General features: G+C 60.7%; 16 protein-coding genes. 8 read left to right on the forward strand and 8 right to left on the reverse strand.

Annotated elements, in window-relative coordinates:
* The 5 genes from hutI to ACFC5L_RS12500 all read left to right on the forward strand — a co-directional run bounded on the left by hutI (position 1) and on the right by ACFC5L_RS12500 (position 6,630).
* Positions 1–1,191: an imidazolonepropionase gene (gene hutI / locus ACFC5L_RS12480; RefSeq protein ID WP_375202604.1), complete on the forward strand. Its 1,191-nt coding sequence runs from the start codon at positions 1–3 to the stop codon at positions 1,189–1,191.
* Positions 1,192–1,461: 270 nt separating this feature from the next.
* Positions 1,462–2,406, forward strand: a complete 945-nt coding sequence (locus ACFC5L_RS12485) for a diacylglycerol kinase family protein (RefSeq protein WP_375202603.1) — start codon at positions 1,462–1,464, stop codon at positions 2,404–2,406.
* A complete protein-coding gene (locus tag ACFC5L_RS12490; protein ID WP_375202602.1) occupies positions 2,406–3,383 on the forward strand; it encodes a hypothetical protein in 978 nt (325 codons plus the stop codon). The genes ACFC5L_RS12485 and ACFC5L_RS12490 overlap by 1 nt, the downstream gene beginning before the upstream one ends.
* Positions 3,384–4,175 carry an alpha/beta fold hydrolase gene (locus ACFC5L_RS12495; RefSeq protein ID WP_375202601.1) on the forward strand — a complete coding sequence of 264 codons (792 nt, stop codon included), beginning with the start codon at positions 3,384–3,386 and terminating at the stop codon, positions 4,173–4,175.
* A 229-nt stretch (positions 4,176–4,404) separates the two neighbouring features.
* Positions 4,405–6,630 (forward strand): TonB-dependent receptor, encoded by a 2,226-nt coding sequence (locus tag ACFC5L_RS12500; RefSeq protein WP_375202600.1) that lies wholly within the window; start codon positions 4,405–4,407, stop codon positions 6,628–6,630.
* A gap of 135 nt (positions 6,631–6,765) precedes the next feature.
* On the opposite strand, the gene ACFC5L_RS12505 is transcribed toward ACFC5L_RS12500, so the two are convergent.
* Positions 6,766–7,629: an N-acyl homoserine lactonase family protein gene (locus ACFC5L_RS12505; RefSeq protein ID WP_375202599.1), complete on the reverse strand. Its 864-nt coding sequence runs from the start codon at positions 7,627–7,629 to the stop codon at positions 6,766–6,768.
* A 160-nt stretch (positions 7,630–7,789) separates the two neighbouring features.
* Between ACFC5L_RS12505 and glpK the strand changes: the two genes are divergently transcribed.
* Positions 7,790–9,280 (forward strand): glycerol kinase GlpK, encoded by a 1,491-nt coding sequence (gene glpK, locus ACFC5L_RS12510; protein ID WP_375202598.1) that lies wholly within the window; start codon positions 7,790–7,792, stop codon positions 9,278–9,280.
* A 6-nt stretch (positions 9,281–9,286) separates the two neighbouring features.
* Here glpK and selD read toward each other — a convergent pair whose 3' ends face one another.
* The gene (gene selD / locus ACFC5L_RS12515) at positions 9,287–10,330 is read right to left on the reverse strand and encodes a selenide, water dikinase SelD (RefSeq protein ID WP_375202597.1); all 1,044 of its coding nucleotides are present in this window, start codon (positions 10,328–10,330) and stop codon (positions 9,287–9,289) included.
* 7 nt (positions 10,331–10,337) lie between these two features.
* Between selD and mnmH the strand changes: the two genes are divergently transcribed.
* Positions 10,338–11,498 carry a tRNA 2-selenouridine(34) synthase MnmH gene (mnmH, locus tag ACFC5L_RS12520; protein WP_375202596.1) on the forward strand — a complete coding sequence of 387 codons (1,161 nt, stop codon included), beginning with the start codon at positions 10,338–10,340 and terminating at the stop codon, positions 11,496–11,498.
* Between the two features lie 14 nt (positions 11,499–11,512).
* Positions 11,513–12,235, forward strand: a complete 723-nt coding sequence (locus tag ACFC5L_RS12525) for an SDR family NAD(P)-dependent oxidoreductase (RefSeq protein WP_375202595.1) — start codon at positions 11,513–11,515, stop codon at positions 12,233–12,235.
* A 156-nt stretch (positions 12,236–12,391) separates the two neighbouring features.
* Here ACFC5L_RS12525 and der read toward each other — a convergent pair whose 3' ends face one another.
* From der to ACFC5L_RS12555, 6 genes are all read right to left on the reverse strand, one after another.
* On the reverse strand, positions 12,392–13,768 hold the full coding sequence (gene der, locus ACFC5L_RS12530; RefSeq protein ID WP_375202594.1) for a ribosome biogenesis GTPase Der: 1,377 nt from the start codon (positions 13,766–13,768) through the stop codon (positions 12,392–12,394).
* Positions 13,769–13,796: 28 nt separating this feature from the next.
* Entirely contained in the window at positions 13,797–15,191 is a 1,395-nt protein-coding gene (locus ACFC5L_RS12535; protein ID WP_375202593.1) for a PQQ-like beta-propeller repeat protein, read from the reverse strand.
* A 3-nt stretch (positions 15,192–15,194) separates the two neighbouring features.
* The gene (locus ACFC5L_RS12540) at positions 15,195–16,046 is read right to left on the reverse strand and encodes a tetratricopeptide repeat protein (RefSeq protein ID WP_375202592.1); all 852 of its coding nucleotides are present in this window, start codon (positions 16,044–16,046) and stop codon (positions 15,195–15,197) included.
* A gap of 213 nt (positions 16,047–16,259) precedes the next feature.
* Positions 16,260–17,606: an aminotransferase class III-fold pyridoxal phosphate-dependent enzyme gene (locus ACFC5L_RS12545; RefSeq protein ID WP_375202591.1), complete on the reverse strand. Its 1,347-nt coding sequence runs from the start codon at positions 17,604–17,606 to the stop codon at positions 16,260–16,262.
* Between the two features lie 3 nt (positions 17,607–17,609).
* Complete coding sequence (locus tag ACFC5L_RS12550) at positions 17,610–19,103, reverse strand: aldehyde dehydrogenase (RefSeq protein ID WP_375202590.1); 1,494 nt, start codon at positions 19,101–19,103, stop codon at positions 17,610–17,612.
* 27 nt (positions 19,104–19,130) lie between these two features.
* Positions 19,131–19,961: a hypothetical protein gene (locus ACFC5L_RS12555; RefSeq protein WP_375202589.1), complete on the reverse strand. Its 831-nt coding sequence runs from the start codon at positions 19,959–19,961 to the stop codon at positions 19,131–19,133.
* Position 19,962: the final 1 nt, after the last annotated feature.

Consider the following 19,962-nt stretch of genomic DNA (forward strand, 5'->3'; position numbering starts at 1 on the left):
ATGCACGACTTTCTTTTGACCCATGCAACGCTGGCGTCCATGGCCGGACCGGAGCCTTACGGCCTCATTGAAAACGCCGCCATCGCCGTCAAAGACGGCCGGATCGCCTATGCGGGGCCGTTGGCGAAGCTGCCTGACGCCAACGCGACAGAAACGGAAGACCTTGGCGGCGCCCTGGTCACGCCCGGCCTCATCGATTGCCATACGCATCTTGTCTATGCGGGCGACCGCGCAGCTGAGTTCGAAGCGCGCCTTTTAGGCAAATCCTATGAAGACATCGCCCGCGCCGGCGGCGGCATTCTTTCCACGGTCAGGGCGACGCGCGCTGCAAGCGAAGATGGCCTTGTCGAGGCGGCCCTCCCCCGTCTCGATGCGTTGATCGCCGAAGGCCTGACCACGATCGAAATCAAATCCGGTTACGGACTGACGCTTGAAGACGAGATGAAAATGCTGCGCGCCGCGCGCCGTCTCGGTGAGATCAGGCCCGTGCGCATCAAGACGACACTGCTTGCCGCGCACGCCCTGCCGCCGGAATTCAACAATGCGGATGATTACATCGCCTATGTCTGCGACGACATTCTGCCTGCGGTCGTCGCCGAAGGCCTTGCCGATGCGGTTGACGGGTTCTGCGAAGGGATCGGCTTTTCTCCGGCGCAGATCGAACGCGTCTTCGAAAAGGCGGCCGCGCTCGGCCTTCGCGTGAAACTTCATGCGGAGCAATTGTCCGATCTTGGCGGGGCAAAACTTGCGGCGCATTACGGCGCTCTTTCCGCCGATCATCTCGAATATCTGAAACCGGAAGATGCGAACGCCCTCGCCGACGCCAAGACGGTCGCCGTGCTGTTGCCCGGCGCCTTTTATTTTCTACGCGAGACGAAACTCCCGCCAATCGACGCACTGCGCAGCGCCGGCGTTTCCATGGCGCTTGCGACCGACTGCAATCCCGGCACCTCGCCCATGACCTCCCTTCTCCTGGCCATGAATATGGGGTCCACCCTCTTTCGCATGACGCCCGAAGAAGCCCTGGCCGGCGTGACCCGCAACGCGGCCACAGCCCTCGGCCTCGACGACGCCGGGACCGTCACCCCCGGCCGGCGGGCTGACCTCGCGATCTGGCGGGCGCGCCACCCGGCGGAACTGGCCTATGGAATTGGGGCCAATCCCCTTATCCGGCGGGTGTTTGCAGACTGATCCGCCAGCAAACGCGCAGCCTGTGCGCCTATCACAAAGCTTTGAAAAACCGGCGCTGGAGCCGGGACTTCGGGCTTCCTATTTGGCGATTGAAAAGCACAGCCGGCCAGTAGATAAATATGGCCGTTTTGTGACATTATAGGTATCGGTCGCGCCATGCGGGGACAGGCGCCGGCCAGCCGTTTAGCGCGGCGCGAAGGCGGGGCCCGACGCATTTTGTAAATTCCTTCCGGCGGCATTGGCGCTGGAAGCCGTGATGAGTGTCTTTAGATGTCGACTACGTCGATGATCATCAACGCCAAGAGTAGCCGCAACGTCTCGCTTGCGGACGAACTCCTCTATGTCACGAAACGCCATAACGGCATTCGGCCCTATGTGCTTGAGCGCATTGAGGACCTCGTGCCGGCGCTCGAAGATATCGAAAAAGGCGACTCCAGCACGCTCATCCTCGCCGGGGGCGACGGCACGATGCAGGCGGCGATCACCAGCGCCATTAACCGGCGCCGTTTTCAGACCCAGCCGAATTACGTCGCCCTTCCCTGCGGCATGACCAATGTCATCGCCAATGATTGCGGTCTTCACGGCCCGCCCGCCTCATCGCTCGACAATTTTCTCTGGCGGCGCGACCGCGGCGAAGTCTCGCGTCTTGAACGCCCGCTGATCGGCATGCAGCTCTCCGACCGGCAGGACCCGATCTATGGCTTCTTCCTCGGCGCCGGCCTTTTTTACACTGCGGTGCAGTTCAGCCGTCAGAACGTTCAGGCCATCGGCGCAAAGCGCTCTTTCGCCCTCGCCCTGTCGGTTGCCGGCTTCCTGCTGAAATGCGCTTTCGATGACGCAGAAGGCCCGCCGCCGCTGACGGCTGACTTGAAAAATGAGGACGGCGATTTCGAAGCGCGGGACCTTTCCTTCATCGCCATGACGACATTGAACAAGCTCTCTTCCGGCATATTCCCGTTCTGGGGTGAAGGCGGCGAGCCCATGAATGTCACAGCCATCGATTATCCGCGGCACAGACTTTTGCAGGCCGCCTTGCCCCTTCTTCGCGGCAAGTCGAAACCCTGGTTCCCCGACGCCGGCTATCACAGCTGGAAAAGTGAAGAGATCCGCATGCGTTTCGATGGCCCCGTCGTGTTTGACGGCGAGATTTTCCATACAACGCCGGGCGAAGACCTGATCCTCAAGGTCTCCGAAAAAGCAGCCTTCCTGATTTGATGCAGTTCGGCCCGTCAGAAACAGAGGCGCAGGAAACTGCGCTTTCGACATTGCGTGAAAATATCCGCGCCGTGTCGGCCCCGCCGCTCAATGAACCCGCGCAAATCCTTCTTGATGCATTGCTGGCGAAACATCCCGGCGCATCGGCCCTGTTTTACGGCTCCGGCGCGAGCGTGGCGCGCGCAGAGGACCCCGCCAGCATCATTTTCGATTTCTACATCATCGGCGACAGCTATGACGCGCTTTATACGTCAGGGGCGATGAAGCTGGCGAACAGGCTAGTGCCGCCCAATGTCTTTTATTTCGAAACGCCGTCGCCTTTCGGAACCTTGCGCGCAAAATACGCCGTCCTTTCTATCGATCATTTTGAAAAACTGGTCAGCGAGGAAACGTTTCATTCCTATTTCTGGGCGCGCTTCGCCCAGCCCTGCCGCATTCATGGCGGGTCGGCGGAGATGACCGCGCGTATTGAAACCGCGCTCGCGACCGCAATCGCCACCTTCTGCAAGCGCGCCGCCGGCCTCTTTGACGGGCCCTTTACGGCGCGCGAGCTATGGCTTGCGGGGCTTAGCGTTTCCTACAAGGCGGAGCTGCGCGCAGAAGACACAACGCGCGCCGCCAAACTGATCGAAAGTTACGGCGACTGGGCGGCGAGCGTGACGGCGCCCGCCCTTACTTACGCCGGCATTGAGACAGATCTTGAGGGCGCCGTGATCCGGCCGAAACAAACGCCGCCGCAAACGGCGCGCGCCTGGCGCCTGCGCGGCGTTCAGGGCGCATTTCTATCGGTCCTGCGGCTTCTGAAGGGAACGCAAACATTCAAAGGCGGAATTGATTACATCGCCTGGAAGATTAAACGCCATTCCGGCGTCGATCTTCAGATTACCGACTGGGAGCGGCGCCACCCCATGCTCGGCGCGCCTGGCGCCGCGTTCCGCTATTACCGGCTGCGGGCGCAAACAAACCGGAACGCCTGAATGCCCACGCTCACGACGAATGACGCCGACATCCATTATGAAGTCACCGGCGACGGCCCGCCGCTGTTATTGATCGCGGGGCTTGCGAGCGACAGCGCAAGCTGGGGGCCGGTAACGCCGCTCCTGTCAAAGCATTTCACGCTGATCATGCCCGACAATCGCGGGGCCGGACGCACAAGCTCTTCAACGCCTTTGTCCATCGGCGCGATGGCGGCTGACTACGCCAGCCTTCTCGATCATCTGGAAATTGGAAAAGCCCATACGCTCGGCCATTCCATGGGCGGGATCATCGCCATGACCTTGGCTTCGCGCATGCCTGATCGCATCGACAGGCTCGTCCTCGCCGCGTCCTGCGCCAGAACGCCGGCGCGCGCTATTTCGGTCATCGACAACCTGCTCATGTTGCGGGAGGGCGGCGCCAGTCAGGAGCTCTGGCTGCGCTCATTCTTTCACTGGTTGTTCAAACCGCAATTTTTTGAGAACAGGAACGCCGTTGACGCGGCGATTGCGCTGTCCATAGCCTATCCTTACGCACAGTCCGTCGAGGATATGCGCCAGCAAGTGGATGCGCTGCGCAGCTATGACGCGTCGGCGCTGCCCGCCGCATTGAAATCGGAAACCTTGCTGCTTGCAGGCGAATACGACCTCATGTTTTCGCCTGAAGAGATAAAAGCCGCTTTCGCCGCCGCGCCGGCTGCGCGGCTTCACATTCTCACCGACGCGGCTCATTCCCTCCACTGGGATAATCCCGCGGGGTTTTCATCAACTGTGATCGCATTTCTCGACCGTTGATTGCGTTTCATAAAAGCGTTACATGAGGCGCCTTGCGCAACTGTGCGTGGATATCGTCGCCGGGTAAATCGGCGTCCTTACAAAAAGGGGCGATATCCAAATCGGGAGCGTCCGGAAGGCGAGTAAAACGCTGGAGCGCGGACGGATCGGCGCAAGGCATTGGAGACGGCGGGTTCCGAGTAAAACGGCGCGCGCGGTTCTTCGCCAATGTGAGTCATGGAAACGCCCAATGAAAAAACTGATACTGGCAACCGCCCTCTCCGGCGGCGTTATGTCGAGCGCCGCCCTCGCACAAAACGAAGGTGAAGAAATTCTTTTCGCTGATCTGCGCAGAGACGAAGTCTTTGTCACCGCGCAGCGGCGCGAACAATCGCCTCAGGATGTGGGCGTCGCGCTCAATGTCTTTTCCGGCGCGGACCTGATCGCGCAAGGAACGCGAAACGTGAACGCGCTTGAAAACTTCGCGCCGAACCTTGAGATTGAAAGCCAGTTCGGGTCGGGCCAGCCAAGCTTTTCCATCCGCGGCGTCGGCTTCCGCGATTACGCCACCAACAATGCGCCCACTGTCGGCGTCTATGTGGACGATGTCGCCTACCCGATCCCTGTGATGACGCAAGGGGTCCTGTTCGACGTCGAACGCGTGGAAGTCCTGCGCGGTCCCCAGGGCACGCTTTACGGGCGCAACACAACCGGCGGCGCCATCAAGATCATCAGCGCCAGACCGACAGATGAATTCTCCGCGGGCGCCGTGATCGAAGGCGGACGCTTCGGCCGCGTTGACACCGAAGCCTTCGTTTCGGGTCCTGTCGCGGAAAATATCCGCGTGCGCCTTTCCGGCGCCACGGCCCATGGCGGCGGCTGGCAAACAAACCGCGAAACCGGTGAAGAGCTTGGCGATGCAGAGCAATACGCCCTGCGCGGTCTTGTGGCGGTTGATCTGGCGCCGGATGTGGAAGCGATCTTCAACCTGCATGGTTTTATCGACCAGTCTGACGGGCTCGGCCTGCAACTCTTCAATGACTCCGCGTTCGGCCCCCTCGCCCATGCCCGCCGCGAAACAAGCTGGGGCTCTTCTCCTGAATTCTCGGCGCTGACGGGAATATCGCAGACACAAGCGCCGTTCCGCGACAATGAAGGCTGGGGAACGAGCCTGACGGTCAATGCCGGCCTTGGCGGCGCGACCCTCACCTATATCGGCGCCTATGAGGTGTTGAACCGCAAGGAGTTCAACGACTACGACGCGCTTGAGCTCGGCGCCGCGGGCGTTTTCTTCCAGTCGAGCGCTGATGTCATGTCGCACGAACTTCGCCTTTCGGGTGAAACGACGCAGCTCAACTGGGTCGGCGGGGTTTACTATTCTGAAGAAGACCTCGGCGAACTGTACCAGTCCGACTTCGCGGCGAGCTTTGGTCCCGGCTTTGCGGTGACGACGCCCTATAATCAGAATGTACGCACCATGGCCGCCTATCTTCACGGTGAGTATGAGCTGACGCCGCTCCTCTCGGTCGTCGCAGGCCTGCGTTACGAAGACGAGACAAGAAAACTGCGCGATCTCGGCACTTTTGCAATCGCCACGGGACCGGTGAACTTCGCCAATGGAACGGCCGATTTCACGCTGGAAAACCGCGATCTCAATTCCGATAATCTGTCTGGCAAGATCGGTCTTGAACTGACGCCCGCTGACGACGTGCTGCTCTATGCGCATGTCAGCCGCGGCGTAAAATCCGGCGGCTTCACCGCCTACAATACGCTGAACCCCAATGCGCTGACGCCGTTCCAGCCGGAAAAACTCAATGCGTTCGAGGCCGGGTTCAAAACCTCTTTCAATGACAAGCTGCAATTGAATGGCGCGGCGTTCTATTACGACTATAAGGATCAGCAAGTGCAGTCGGCGATTTATGACGCCGGCACCGGCGCTGTTGTCGGCCGCATCGTCAACGCCGACAGCGAAATCTACGGCGCCGAGCTTGAAGCGGTGCTGACGCCGGCGCCATGGCTCACTATCAGTCAGAGCATCGGCTACAAGACCGGCGAGTTCACGGACTTCATGGATCTCGACATCGCCGCCTCGACGCTTGCGGGCATGGAAGTGCTGACCGATCGCTCAGGCCAGGACCTTGGGTTTCCCAACATCAGCTATCAGGGCTTTGTCGAAGCCGAAACATCGGTCGCCGACGGCTGGTCGGCGCGCGCGCGGTTTGATTATTCCTATCGCGACACGCTCGCCCTGCCGCTTCTTGGCGCAACTTATGCGGTTGGCGATTACTGGCTCGCCAATGCGCAAGTGGCGTTCGGTCCCGATGACGGCCGCTGGGAGCTGGCGCTCTGGGGCCGGAACATCTTCAACGCCGATTATGATGAAACCCGCAACTTTTTCATCACCGGCGGCGCAGCGGACATCGCCGCGCCCGGCGCGCCTGCAACCTATGGCGCGCGTGTAAGCGTCAGCTATTAACACCAAGTGTCATCCCGGACGCGCTGCAACATGAAATGTTGCAGCGCGTCCGGGATCTTTTCATTATGATAACGCAGATCCCGTGTCAGCAGCGCGCCATTGCATGCCGCGCCGCGCACGGGATGACAGTTTCTGTCAGTCCAAGTAGTCAGGCAATCTCGGCAGCGCGTCGTAATCCGCCATGACATGCTGGATGATAACGCGCGCGCCGGTCTCTTCCGCAATCTCTTCAAAGCGGTCCATGGACGCCAGCGTGTCCTCAACATCCGTGTTGAATTTCGGCACGAGGCGTTTTTCACGCGACTCCTGCAGATGATAGAGGTCGCCGGACAAGAGCACCGGCCCTTCATCTTTGAGCTGCAACAAGAGCGATGTGTGTCCCGGCGTATGTCCGGGCATGGCGAGAATTTTCACCGTCCCGTCGCCAAAGACGTCATAATCGCCGTCAAACTCGATCGTTTCCGCTTCTTCCAGCGCGCTGTATAACGGAAACACCTGTTCATCAGCCCGCGCTTCCTCGCGGAACATATGTGCGCGCTCATCCTTGTCGATGATCAGTGTTGCGCCGGCAAAGCGGCCCGCATCGCCGATATGATCGAAATGGGAGTGAGACGGCGTGAAATAATCAACGTCATCCACCGTCAATCCGATTTCTGCGAGTTGACCTTCAATTGTTTTCGGCATGGTCATACCGAACGGGCCGGACGTCACGCCCTCTTCACCCGCCTCGTGAATCGCCGCCGGGATGCCCGCATCCCAGAGCAGGTCCCCTTCCGGATGACGAACAAGGAAACACATGACCGAAGCCGCATTGGTGCGCCCGTCATATTCATCGCCTTGCGTAAACAGCGAAAGATCGTTCATCTGAATGCGCCCGCAATCGAAGGTGTAGAGCTTCACATTCGCCTCTTTGGCGCCGGCCGCCGGCGCGTCCCCTTGAGAACAGGCGCCGAGCATCAACGACGTGCCGAGCGCCATTATCGACAAAGCTTTCTTCATTTCGCCCTCCAAAAGATCTGGCTGGCCTCACTATCAGGGTTTTCCCTTTTTGGGAACAATCGGAACCCCGGCATGAGCAGCGGTAAAAGGGTGTTGGGCGAGCGCCAATTCGCGCTAGACTAAAGCAAACAAGCCGGCAGGGAGCGCCAAGAGACATCACATGACGGATTTTGAAACGCCCTTCATTCTCGCCATCGATCAGGGCACGACGTCGAGCCGCGCCATCGTTTTCGATCGCGCAGGACGCATCGTTTCCTCCGCGCAATCGGAGTTCCCGCAACATTATCCCGATGACGGCTGGGTCGAACATGACCCGGAGGACATTTGGTCAACAACGCTGAAGACCGCACAGGACGCCTTCGCTGCGGCGGAAAAAACCGGCGGCGAAATTGTCACCATCGGCCTCACCAATCAGCGTGAGACGACTCTCATCTGGGACCGCAAAACCGGCGCGCCAATCTATAACGCCATTGTCTGGCAGGACCGGCGCACTGCGGATATTTGCGCAACCTTGCGCGACGGCGGCGCGGAAACGCATGTTGCGGCGCGCACAGGGCTCGTGCTTGATCCTTATTTCTCGGCGACCAAAGCCGCCTGGATTCTCGACAATGTCGAAGGCGCGCGGGCGCGGGCGGAAAATGGCGAGCTTGCTTTCGGCACGGTCGATAGCTTTCTGATCTGGCGCCTTACCGGCGGCGAAAGCCATGTCACCGACGCAACGAATGCGAGCCGAACATCGCTTTACAACATTCACGACAATCGCTGGGATGACGCCCTCCTTGAAAAATTCGGCGTGCCGCAAGAAACGCTGCCCGAAGTGCGTGACTGCGCCGACGATTTCGGCATGACCGATCCGGAATTGTTCGGACGCGCCGTGCCTATATGCGGCGTCGCCGGCGACCAGCAGGCGGCGGCGTTCGGTCAGGCGTGTTTCGCGCCCGGCGACATCAAAAGCACTTATGGCACAGGCTGTTTCGTCGTCATCAATACGGGCGACAAACCGCTCACGTCCCACAACAAGCTGTTGTCCACCATCGCCTGGCGCCTTAACGGCAAGACCACCTACGCCCTCGAAGGGTCGATCTTTATCGCAGGCGCGGCCATTCAATGGCTGCGTGATGAATTACAGATCATCAAATCCGCGAAGGAAACCGCCGAACTCGCCGAGAGCATCGAAACGAATAACGGCGTTTATCTCGTGCCGGCCTTCACCGGCCTCGGAGCGCCGCATTGGGCGCCGAACGCGCGCGGCCTGATCGCCGGGCTTACCCGCGGCGCCGGCCGTGCGGAAATCGCCCGCGCCGCCCTTGAAAGCGTTGTTTATCAGACCGCAGACCTGATGACAGCGATCACCCGCGACGGCGCGTCGACAAACACCTTGCGCGTTGACGGCGGCATGGTCGCCAATGACTGGCTGATGCAGTTCCTCGCCGACATTCTGGGCTTGCCCGTGGAACGGCCGAAAGTTCTCGAAACGACAGCGCTGGGCGCCGCCTATCTGGCGGGCCTTAAAGCCGGCGTTTTTCAGGATACGGAAGAGATCGCCGAACGCTGGCGTCTCGACGCCCGCTTCCAGCCCGCCATGGCGCCGGAAGCCCGCAGCCGCAATCTCGCCGGCTGGTCAGACGCCCTCCGCCGTACGCTCGTCTAAGGCCCGCTAACGAATTTTGATCGCCGGCGCGCCTTCGCTGACCGCGCCGATGACGGTGGCGGAAGCGTGACCGTGACAGCGAAAGGCAGCCAGAACTGCGTCAGCCGCCTCAGGCGTGCAGGAGACGAGAAGGCCGCCGGAAGTCTGCGGATCGGTGAGCATGTCGCGCGATTGTTCGGCCCATCCCGACGGCGCTTCCACCCAGCCTTTCACGCTTTCCCAGTTACGCCCGCTCGCGCCGGTTTTGACGCCGTCATAAAGCAGACTGCGCGCAAGATCGAATACGGGCACGGCGCCTTCATCGACCACTGCGGCGACGCCGCCGCCAATGCAGATTTCCGAAAGATGGCCGAGAAGACCGAAGCCCGTGACATCTGTCATGGCATGCACCCCGTCGATCTCGGCAATGTCCGCTCCCGGACGATTGAGCAATGTCGTTGAGGCGATCATCGCTTCATAGCCTTCGGGCGGCAGGATTTCCTTTTTCAGCGCCGCACTGAAAACGCCGACGCCCAGAGGCTTGCCGAGGATCAAAACGTCCCCGGCGCGCGCGCCGTCATTCTTCATCAGCCGGTCAGGATGAACCAGCCCGAGCGCTACAAGCCCGTAAATCGGTTCGGCGGAATCGATGGAATGACCGCCCGCCACCGGCGCCCCCGCCGCTTCGCTCGCCGTGCGGCCGCCATCGAGGATGCGCCGGATCGTTTCCGTCGACATCTTGCCGATGGGCATGCCTGTGATGGCGAGGGAAAAGATCGGGCGCCCGCCCATGGCGTAAACATCGGAAAGCGCGTTGGTCGCGGCGATGCGGCCGAAATCGAAAGGATCGTCAACGATGGGCATGAAAAAGTCCGTCGTGGCGATCACCGCCGCATCGTCCGAAATCCGATAGACCGCCGCATCGTCGCTCTTGGCCGCATCCACCATCAACCCCACATGGGTCGCCGCCACAGGCATGGAGCTCAATATCTCCTGCAGCACATTAGGCGCGATCTTGCACCCGCAGCCGCCCCCATGGGCGAGCGACGTAAGACGGGGTTCTGAGGACATTGCAGACATGGGCTCCTGCTCCCGGGACCGCCTCCTTGCAGCGGACGGCGGACAGTCTAGAACACTCCTTTCAGCGGCGCGCAAGCGCTTTCAGGCGCAGGACATGATCGAGACTGTCAGCAATATCGAGCCGGAGACGCTGGCGCGCTTTGACGCGATCATTGATGTGCGCTCGCCTGCGGAATTCGCCGAAGACCGCCTCCCCGGCGCGATCAACCTGCCGGTGCTGGATGACGCGGAACGGGCGGAAGTCGGAACCGTCTACAAGCAGGAATCCCGGTTCAAGGCGCGCCGCATCGGTGCGGCTTATGTCGCCCGCAATGTCGCCCGCCATCTAGAAAACGCGCTGGCGGACCGGCCGAAAGGATTTCATCCGCTTATATATTGTTGGCGCGGCGGCATGCGGTCGAACGCCATGGCGACAATCCTCGCCCAGGTGGGCTGGCGCTGCGGCGTTCTTGAAGGCGGCTACAAGACCTGGCGGCGCGCCGTGACGGCGGGCTTGCGCAACAGCGAGGAAGCCCTGCCTGTCATTCTCCTCGACGGCCAGACAGGCACAGCGAAATCCGACGTGTTGCGCGCAGCGACGCGCGAAGGCGTTCAGACATTGGACCTTGAAGATTTCGCGCACCATCGCGGCTCCGTCTTCGGTGGCTACATAAATAATCCGCAGCCGGAGCAAAAATATTTCGAAACACGAATTTTCGACCGGTTGCGCGATTTCGATCTTTCAAAGCCAATTCTCGTCGAAGCCGAATCCAACCGCATCGGCCGCTGCGAAATCCCAAAGCGGCTCTGGACCGCCATGCAAAACGCGCCGCGCATCACGCTCACGGCGCCGCTCGCCGCGCGCGCGGCCTATCTCCTCACCGCCTACCCGGACATCACCGGCGACAAATCCGCCGCGTTTGCCGCCATCGACCGGCTGAAGCCGTTTCATTCAAGGGAAACCCTCGCCGACTGGCGCGCGCTCGCAGAAGCCGCCGACTGGCGCGGTCTCGCGGCGGACCTGATGCGCGCCCATTACGATCCGGCGTATGAACGCAGCCGCCAGCGCGGACGCTGCGGCGCGGCGCTGGCGGAATATAACCTTGGCGAGCTTGACAGCGCGACATTTGAACGGGTTGCGAAGGAGATCGCATCCGCCCTATTGAGCGCGCAAAGATAAGGACCCGAACCCCCATGACCCAGCCCGACCTTTCCGGCAAAACCGCGCTCGTCACCGGCGCCTCCCGCGGCATCGGCAAGTCGATTGCGCTTGGCCTCGCGAAGTCCGGCGCGCATGTCCTGGCGCTGGCGCGCACGACCGGCGCGCTCGAAGAGCTCGATGACGAGATCAAGGCCGCCGGCGGCAAGGCGTCGCTCATCCCCATGGACCTTGTCAGCGATGACGGGATTGAACGCCTCGCCGGCGCGCTGACCGAACGCTTTCCCGCGCTTGATATTCTGGTGCTGAACGCAGGCTCGCTCGGAGAACTGGCGCCGCTGCCCGACATCGATCCGAAAATCTGGAAGCACACGCTCGATCTCAACGTCACGGCGAACTGGCGGCTCTTGCGCGCGCTCGATCCCCTGCTCCGGAAATCGGCGGATGCGCGCGTCATCGGCCTGTCCTCGCGGGTCGGCGGCGAAGCCGCGAAAGCGTTCTGGGGAAGCTATGCGGTTACAAAAGCCGCTTTTGACATGCTCTTTAAAACCTACGCCGAAGAGACCGCGAAAACCGCCGTCCATATTTCCCTCATTAGCCCGGGGCCCATGCGCACCGATATGAGGAAACTCGCAATGCCCGGCGAAGACCCGGCGACACTGCCGCACCCCGACGAACTCCTGCCGCTTGTCTATCACCTGCTGACGCGGGAAGAGCGCGAGCCCTTGCGGATTTCCTTCAAAGAGTGGCAAGGCTAAAAGGCATAACCACAGCGTCATCCCGTGCGCATCGCAGCACAAAGTGATGCGTTGCAGACACGGGATCTCCTTATCGCAAATGTCGGGAACTGATCCCGGCTCTGCGCAGCAGCATTATATACTGCAGCGCGTCCGGGATGACGACTAACTTCAAAATTATCGTTTGTCTTTATTGTCGTAGGGATTGGCCGGTTTTTTCAGGATCAGCCTGATCGGCACGGCCTTGATATCGAAGGCGTCGCGAATGCCGTTGATGAGATACCGCCGATAGGACTCCGGCAGTTCATCGGAACGCGTGCATTGCGCCACAAAAGTCGGCGGCCGCGTTTTCGTCTGAGCAATGTAACGCAATTTGATGCGCTGGCCGGAAACCGCGGGCGGCGCGTGGCGATGCACCGCCTCCTGCAGCCAGTCATTCAGTTCCGGCGTTTTCACACGCGCATTCCAGTCAATATAAACCTGCACCACCGCCGGCATCAGGCGATTGACGCCTGCGCCTGTCAGGGCTGAGAAAGGCGTGATCGGAACATTGGGCGCCTGAGGGAGAAGACGGCCCGCCGTCTCCTTCAGCTCACGCATTTTCTGATCCTTGTCTTCGATCAAATCCCATTTGTTGACGGCGATCACGAGCGCACGTCCCTCACGCAGGGCCAGATCGGCGAGCTGCAAATCCTGTTTGTCGAAAGGATGCTCCGCATCCAGAAGAAGCACCGCAACCTCGGTGAACTTGATTGCGCGCAACGCATCGGCGACGGACAGCTTTTCAAGCTTGGACTGAACTTTCGACTTCTTGCGCATGCCCGCCGTGTCGAACAGCTTCACCGGCCAGTCGCGGTCACGCCCCCGCCATGTCCATTCGACGGAAATGGAGTCGCGGGTGATCCCCGCCTCCGGTCCGGTCAACAAGCGGTTCTCGCCGATCAGGCGATTGACGAGCGTGGACTTGCCTGCATTGGGCCGGCCGATGATAGCGACGCGCAGGGGCTTTAACGGATTATCCCATTCGGTTTCTTCATCGAGCTCCTCTTCGCTGTCGAGCGAAGCCAGAAACGGCTCCAGCGCATTGTAAAGCTCGGCCATGCCTTCGCCATGCTCAGCGGAGATCGCAATGGGATCGCCAACCCCCAGCGCATAGGCGTCATAAAACCCCGCCTCGCCGGCGCTGCCTTCCGCCTTGTTGGCGAGCAGGATCACCGGCTTGCCGCTGGCGCGCAAAAGCGATGCGAATGTCTGGTCGAGCGGCGTGACGCCGGCGCGGGCGTCAATCAGAAAAAGACAGGCCGCGGCTTCGGCGACAGCGGCGTCCGTCTGTTTGCGCATGCGGCCTTCAAGCGCCGCCTCCGGGGCCTCTTCGAGGCCCGGCGTGTCTACAGCGGTGAAGCTCAGATCGCCGAGCCTGGCTTCCCCCTCCCGGCGGTCGCGGGTGACGCCCGGCGTGTCGTCGACAAGCGCAAGGCGCTTGCCCACAAGCCGGTTGAACAAGGTGGACTTGCCTACATTCGGACGGCCGACAAGAGCAATTTTCACCGGCATGTCCTCGCCAAGCGGACGCGCACGCGCCTTAGCGCATGGCGATCAGCTTGCCCTCTTCCGTCAGGATAAAGACTTTTTCTCCCGCGACGACCGGCGAGACGACAGAGCTGCCGCCGATCTTGTCGGTAAGAAGCACTTCGCCCGTTTCCGGCGCGACTTTCACGATCTCGCCTTCGGTGGAGACAAGCAACAGATTGCCGCCGGCGAGAACCGGCCCCGCCCAGGAGATCCGGCCTTTTTTCTTTTTCTCTTTCTTGTAGCGGCGAAGCTGCGTCACCCAGACAATTGCACCGTCATTGCGCGAAACGCAGACCAGCTCGCCCTCAACAGAAACGAGATAAATAAATTCACCCGCAACCCACGGCATTTGCAGGGACGCGATCGACGCCTCCCAGACCGAGCGGCCAGTGCGGATATCGATTGCGGAAAAACGCCCGCCATGGCTGACAACATAAACGAGGCCGCGGTCAATAACCGGGCTGCCGGCAATGTCGTTGAGCGTCGCAAGCGAGGTGAGCCGCGCCTGACGCGCCAGGGTCATGTCCCAGACCGACCGGCCGCTATCGGCGAGAAACGCCACAAGCTCGCCAGAAGAAAACGGGGCCACCACAAGATCGCCCGCCGCCGCAGGGCTGGATGAAGAGAGGAACCGCGCCGCCTCTTCGAAAGACTGGAAGGTCCAGTCCTTGGCGCCGGTTTCCTGGTTCAACGCAAGAAACTCATTGGTGTTGGTCGAAAGATAGACGCGGCCGCGATAGGCGGTCGGCGGCGTGCGCGCCGGGGCCTCTGTTTCAACGCGCCACAATTCATCGCCGGTCTGCGCATCGAGAGCTGCAACAAATCCGAAGCCGGACGTTACGAAGAGACGGCCATTTTCAAAGGCGACGCCGCCGCCAAAGCCGATCTCCGCCGGGTTGGGCCCGCGGAAAAGTTCCCGAAGGCGGAAACGCTGGTCCAGATCCGGCGCAAGCTCCTTGCGCCAGACGAGATCGCCCGTCTCCGTGTCGTATGAAGACACCTTGGTTTCCGCATCGAGCACAAAAACCCTGTTGTCGACGACGATCGGCGGCGAGGTCAGGCGCGCACGCTTTGCAGACGCGTCGCCGACATCGGCTTTCCAGACGGTTTCAAGCTCGAGCGGCGCGCTCAAATGGTGCAGCGTGTGATCGGCTTCGCCGCCAGGCTGGGTCCATGACGCATTCACATAAGACGGGGGAATTTCAATCGTCGTGTCGGCGTAACGCGGATCGGCTGTCAGCGCCGTGTCGAGCGCGAGGATCGAAATACGTTCATCATCTTCTTCCTCGGCTTTTTTATCGTCGTCATCACCGCCGCCGATGCCAAAGGTGCCGCAGGCGGAAATCAGCGCAAAGCCGGACGCTGCAAGGATCGCGCGCCAGAAGGATAGCGAGAGAGATTTCATATTTTACTCTTCGTGATTGTGGCCGTCGTCATGGCCGTCTTCAGCACTTGCGTCCCCGGCAATTTCGTCAACAGCGCCCGTTTCTTCGGTCGCTTCTCCTGCGGTTGCGTCGTCTTCCGTCTCAGTCACACTCTCCTGCGCCGCATCCAGACCAAGCGACTGCACAAGATCGTCAATCCGAAGCTCGCCGGAAATATTGACGCCGGCGCGGCCGGACTCGGCGAGCGCCGCAAATTCTTCCGCGCGGTCGCGTATGCCCGCAGGCGTTTCAAGATCGAGCGACAGGGCGTTGAAGGCCGCCGCAGCGCTCTCATAATCTTTCGCATTCAGGGACGCGACGCCGAGAATTTCGCGCGCATAATAGCTGAACGGTCCGCCTGACTCAGCGAGATCGCTGACATCGCCCATGACAGCGTCGCGGCCATCGGCAAGGGCCAGATACCCGGCGCGAATGCTCGCCAATTCGCGAATGCGCTTTGGCGCGTCGCCCGCAGCGACGCCGCGGTAAATTTCGAGCGCCTTGAGGCGTTCGCCGCCCGCAGCGTAAGAACTCGCCCGGCGCAGAGCGGCAAGCGCCCCGTAGCCGCCCTTTTCCGCCGCCACGGCGTCGAGCGCGGCGCGGCCCGCATCCGCATCCTCGCCCAGAAGGTCGAGCGCGGCGCTATACTCAAGCGACTGTTCTTCTGCGGCCTCGGTTTTCAGATGGCCCCAGATCTGCCAGCCGGCGACGCCGCCGACGATCGCCACAGCGCCCACAATAAGGGCCGTCCCATGCTTACGGAAGAAGTCCCAGGTCCGGTCTTCTTCAAGCGCCTGGTCCACTTCTTTCAATAATACGCTGTCTTCGTTGGCCACTTTTGATTTCCTGCCTTATGCGCGTCAGGACCTTACGCGGCCCCGCCCGGTCGGCCAGTCAGCCCCGGAGAGCGCCGGTTCTAACGGCCTTTGAGGCCATAGGCAACGATGGGGCAACGATGGGACAAGGATCGCTCTACGACGGGTCGGGGCCTCCGCCAGTCGTCCGAAAGTCAGGGACAAAGATGGCGATTTCGAGCCGGAAGACCGGTTTCAGGAGGCGGCCCTGAGCCCCTGCCGAACGGCCTCGATAGTCTGGTCAATCTCGGCCTTGCCCATGGTCAGGATCGGCGCGATGGCGAGATTGTCGCCATTGGCGCGGATCGCCACATCCTTCTCATAGGTTTTGAGAAACACCTCGGTTCCCCGCGCCCCGGGCGCGCCGGGGCGCGCTTCCACGGTCACGCCAGCTGCGAGGCCCATATTGCGGATGTCGATGACATGCGGCTCGCCTTTGAGGGAATGCACCGCGTCCTCAAAATAGACAGCGAGTTCTTTCGCGCGATCATAGACGCCCTCCTCCGCGAACACCTGTTGCGTCGCGAGCGCGGCGGCCGCGGCAAGCGGATGGCCGGAATAGGTATAGCCATGAAAGAACTCGACCCCCGCCGGCATCGCTTCCATGAACATGTCGTAGATTTCCTTGCGCACGATGGCGGCGCCCATGGGCACGGCGCCGTTATTGATGCCCTTCGCCACGGTGACGATGTCGGGTTCAACGCCGAAATAGGTTGCGGCGTTCGGCGCGCCCATGCGTCCGAAGCCCGAAATCACCTCATCGACGATCAGCAGGATGCCGTGTTTCTTCGTCACGTCACGAAGGCGCTTCATGTAATTTTTCGGCGGCACGAAAACGCCGCCCGATCCGGCGAAGGGTTCGACAATCACCGCCGCAATGGTCGAGGCGTCATGAAGCGCGATGATCCCTTCCAGCTCGCGCATGAAGGGCTCGACATCGATCTCCGCTTCGCCGCGGGTGAACGCCTGCGCGCCCATGTCATAGGGAAAGGTCAGATGATCGACGCCGGGCAGAAGACTGCCGAAGAATTTGCGGTTGTTGACCATGCCGCCGACGCTTATGCCGCCGAAGCCGACGCCGTGATAACCATTGACCCGGCCGATCAGACGGGTGCGCGTTCCCTCGCCTTTGAGGCGCTGATAGGCGATGGCGATTTTCAGGGCCGTGTCGGCGGCTTCCGAACCTGAATTGACAAAGAAAACATTGTCGAGATCGCCCGGAAACTGCGCGGAGATCACATTCGCCAGTTCAAAGATTTTCGGATGGCCGAAATTGAACGCGTTCGAATAATCGAGTTCGTCAATCTGCGCCTTCATCGCCTCGGTTATTTTCGGATGGCGGTGACCGAGATTGCAGCACCATAGCCCCGAAAAACTGTCGAGAATTTTCCGTCCGTCGCTGGTGTAATAGTAAAATCCTTCGGCGCGCTCATTGATGCGCGGGGAAGCCTTGAACGCCTTGTTGGGCGTGAACGGCATCCAGTAGGATTGCAGCCAATCATTCTTGCCGGCGTTTTGGCCGGGTTGCGTTTCGCTTGCCATTTTCTATTTCCGCAGTTCGATCCAGATGGTTTTGAGTTCGGTGTATTTGTCGAGCGCATGGAGCGACCGGTCACGCCCGAAGCCTGACTGCTTGAACCCGCCGAAAGGCGTGGTGATGTCGCTGCCGTCCCAGCAATTGACCCAGACATTACCGGCGCGCAGCGTTCTCGCGGCGCGATGCGCCTTGTCGATGTCGGATGTCCACACGCCCGCCGCGAGCCCGTAAATCGTATCATTGCCGATGCGCATCGCATCCTCGAAATCGTCAAAACCAATGGCGGAGACGACCGGCCCGAATATCTCCTCCTGCGCGATGGTCATCTTGTTGTCGACGCCGTCAAAGATCGTCGGCGCCACATAAAAGCCGCCGCTTTGGCCGAGCGCACGCTCGCCGCCGCAGATAAGTTTTGCGCCTTCAGCCTCGCCCTTGTTGATATAGGAAAGGACGGTGTTCATCTGCGCTTCGTCCACCATGGCGCCGAAAGACGTGTCGGGATCGAGCGGATCGCCGGGTTTCAAGTCTTTGGCGATGGCGGCGACCCTTTCGAGAAAGTCTTTCTTGATGGAGTTCTGCACAAGAAGCCGCGTCGCCGCCGTGCAGACCTGACCCTGATCGTAAAAGACGCCCCAGGCCGCCGCCTGCGCCGCCGCCTCGAAATCGGGGCAATCCTCCATCACGATCTGCGGGCTCTTGCCGCCGCATTCGAGCGCAACGCGTTTCAGGTTGCTTTGCGCGCCATAGCCCATGATGAGCTTGCCTACCGCTGTCGAGCCGGTGAAGACAATGGCGTCCACATCCATGTGAAGGGCCAGCGCCTTGCCCGCTTTTTCGCCAAGCCCGGGCACGACATTCAGGACGCCTTCGGGAAGCCCCGCCTCCATCGCGAGCTCCGCCGTGCGCAACATGGTGAGGCTCGCCTGCTCCGCGGGCTTAACGACGATGCTGTTTCCGGTCGCAAGCGCGGGCGCGAATTTCCATGACGCCATCAGTAGGGGAAAATTCCATGGCACAACGGCACCGACAACGCCCATGGGTTCGCGCACGATCATGGAAACAGCGTTGTGGGGCGACGGCCCCAACTCGTCATTCACCTTGTCGATGGCTTCGGCGTAATAACGGATCGCCTGCGCCACCAGGGGAATATCCGCGCGCGTGGTGTTCGCCAGCGGCTTGCCCATATCGAGGGTTTCAAGAAGCGCCAGCTCCTCGGCGTTGTCGTCGATCTTCTGCGCAAAGGCGAGCATGACGTCGCGCTTTGCGCGCGGGGCCATAGTGCGCCAGTGACCGGCTTCGAAACTCGCCCGCGCCGCAGCGACGGCGTCGTCAATGTCCGATGCGTCGCAGGCGCTGAGCTGTCCGAGCTCGCTGCCGTCGATCGGCGTGAGGCAGGCCATGGTTTCGCCGCTCTTCGACGGCCGGAAGGCGCCATTGATAAAAGCGCCGGTTCGAATGGTGACGCGGCCCTTGGCGCGGGCGACGCTTTCGGCAAACGACATAAACTTCTCTCTATGCAATCAACGCAGTTATTTGATGAGACCTGCGGCGCGGCGCTCCGCGTTTTCTTCCTGCCAGGTGAGCATGTTCATTTCGATAAAGAAGAATGCGACCAGCCACAAGAAGGCGTCCCATGCATCCCATGGCTCGCCGAGCATCCCCCAATAGAAGGCGCACACAAAGAGAATGCCGTAAAGGAGAATTTTCGATGACTTGTAGGCGAAGAAGAATTTGGTCCCGAAAAGTTTCGAGGACTGGAGATAAACCTCCGCCTCGAGCACCGCCACGATGATCACCCAGACGCTCGCATTGATGACATCGGTCCAGGCGAGCCTTTTCAAAAGGCTTAGGTTTTCAGGCGTCGCCATAAGGTTGGCTTTGGCGTTAATATAAGCCTCACCCGCGAGAGCGGTGCAATTTTGCGCGTCAATCGGCAGAAACTCGTCGAGATCGACCGCGAAGCTTAACTCTCCGCCAATCAGCGTGCAGGGATCGGGACCAGAATACAGCTCAAAGCCCAGCGGGATCCAGAGCGTCGCCCAGTAGCCGTAAAGCGCGTAGAGAATGATGGCGCCGCAAAGGACGGTAAGGATGTTGATCGTCCATTCTATCCACGCCCTGATGCGATCATCAGGCAGCACGAATGTTTCAAGCTCAAGCAGGAGCAACAAGACAAGCCAGGCCGCCGTATCGATTGAGTCGGTATAGGCGACAATGATGTCGCTTAAGCTGACGCCCCCTTCATAGGTCGTGGCGCTGCTTGTGAAGTTTTCGACAAAAAAATGCCCGGTGTTCACGGCCAGCGCGGCGTAAACGAGATATTTGAATGTCTGGTAGAGCTTGCCGGTTTTTACGATCATG

The organism is Hyphococcus sp., assembly GCF_041986965.1.
In the GTDB taxonomy this organism is placed as follows: domain Bacteria; phylum Pseudomonadota; class Alphaproteobacteria; order Caulobacterales; family Parvularculaceae; genus Hyphococcus.

Bases quoted from the DNA above. Each gene is read 5' to 3' on its own strand.
- ACFC5L_RS12500 (WP_375202600.1), top strand. From the start codon at position 4,405: ATGAAAAAACTGATACTGGCAACCGCCCTCTCCGGCGGCGTTATGTCG.
- ACFC5L_RS12495 (WP_375202601.1), top strand. From the start codon at position 3,384: ATGCCCACGCTCACGACGAATGACGCCGACATCCATTATGAAGTCACC.
- hutI (WP_375202604.1), top strand. From the start codon at position 1: ATGCACGACTTTCTTTTGACCCATGCAACGCTGGCGTCCATGGCCGGA.
- selD (WP_375202597.1), bottom strand. From the start codon at position 10,330: ATGTCCTCAGAACCCCGTCTTACGTCGCTCGCCCATGGGGGCGGCTGC.
- der (WP_375202594.1), bottom strand. From the start codon at position 13,768: ATGCCGGTGAAAATTGCTCTTGTCGGCCGTCCGAATGTAGGCAAGTCC.
- ACFC5L_RS12490 (WP_375202602.1), top strand. From the start codon at position 2,406: ATGCAGTTCGGCCCGTCAGAAACAGAGGCGCAGGAAACTGCGCTTTCG.
- ACFC5L_RS12505 (WP_375202599.1), bottom strand. From the start codon at position 7,629: ATGAAGAAAGCTTTGTCGATAATGGCGCTCGGCACGTCGTTGATGCTC.
- ACFC5L_RS12525 (WP_375202595.1), top strand. From the start codon at position 11,513: ATGACCCAGCCCGACCTTTCCGGCAAAACCGCGCTCGTCACCGGCGCC.
- mnmH (WP_375202596.1), top strand. From the start codon at position 10,338: ATGGGCTCCTGCTCCCGGGACCGCCTCCTTGCAGCGGACGGCGGACAG.
- ACFC5L_RS12555 (WP_375202589.1), bottom strand. From the start codon at position 19,961: ATGATCGTAAAAACCGGCAAGCTCTACCAGACATTCAAATATCTCGTT.
- ACFC5L_RS12485 (WP_375202603.1), top strand. From the start codon at position 1,462: ATGTCGACTACGTCGATGATCATCAACGCCAAGAGTAGCCGCAACGTC.
- glpK (WP_375202598.1), top strand. From the start codon at position 7,790: ATGACGGATTTTGAAACGCCCTTCATTCTCGCCATCGATCAGGGCACG.
- ACFC5L_RS12535 (WP_375202593.1), bottom strand. From the start codon at position 15,191: ATGAAATCTCTCTCGCTATCCTTCTGGCGCGCGATCCTTGCAGCGTCC.
- ACFC5L_RS12545 (WP_375202591.1), bottom strand. From the start codon at position 17,606: ATGGCAAGCGAAACGCAACCCGGCCAAAACGCCGGCAAGAATGATTGG.
- ACFC5L_RS12550 (WP_375202590.1), bottom strand. From the start codon at position 19,103: ATGTCGTTTGCCGAAAGCGTCGCCCGCGCCAAGGGCCGCGTCACCATT.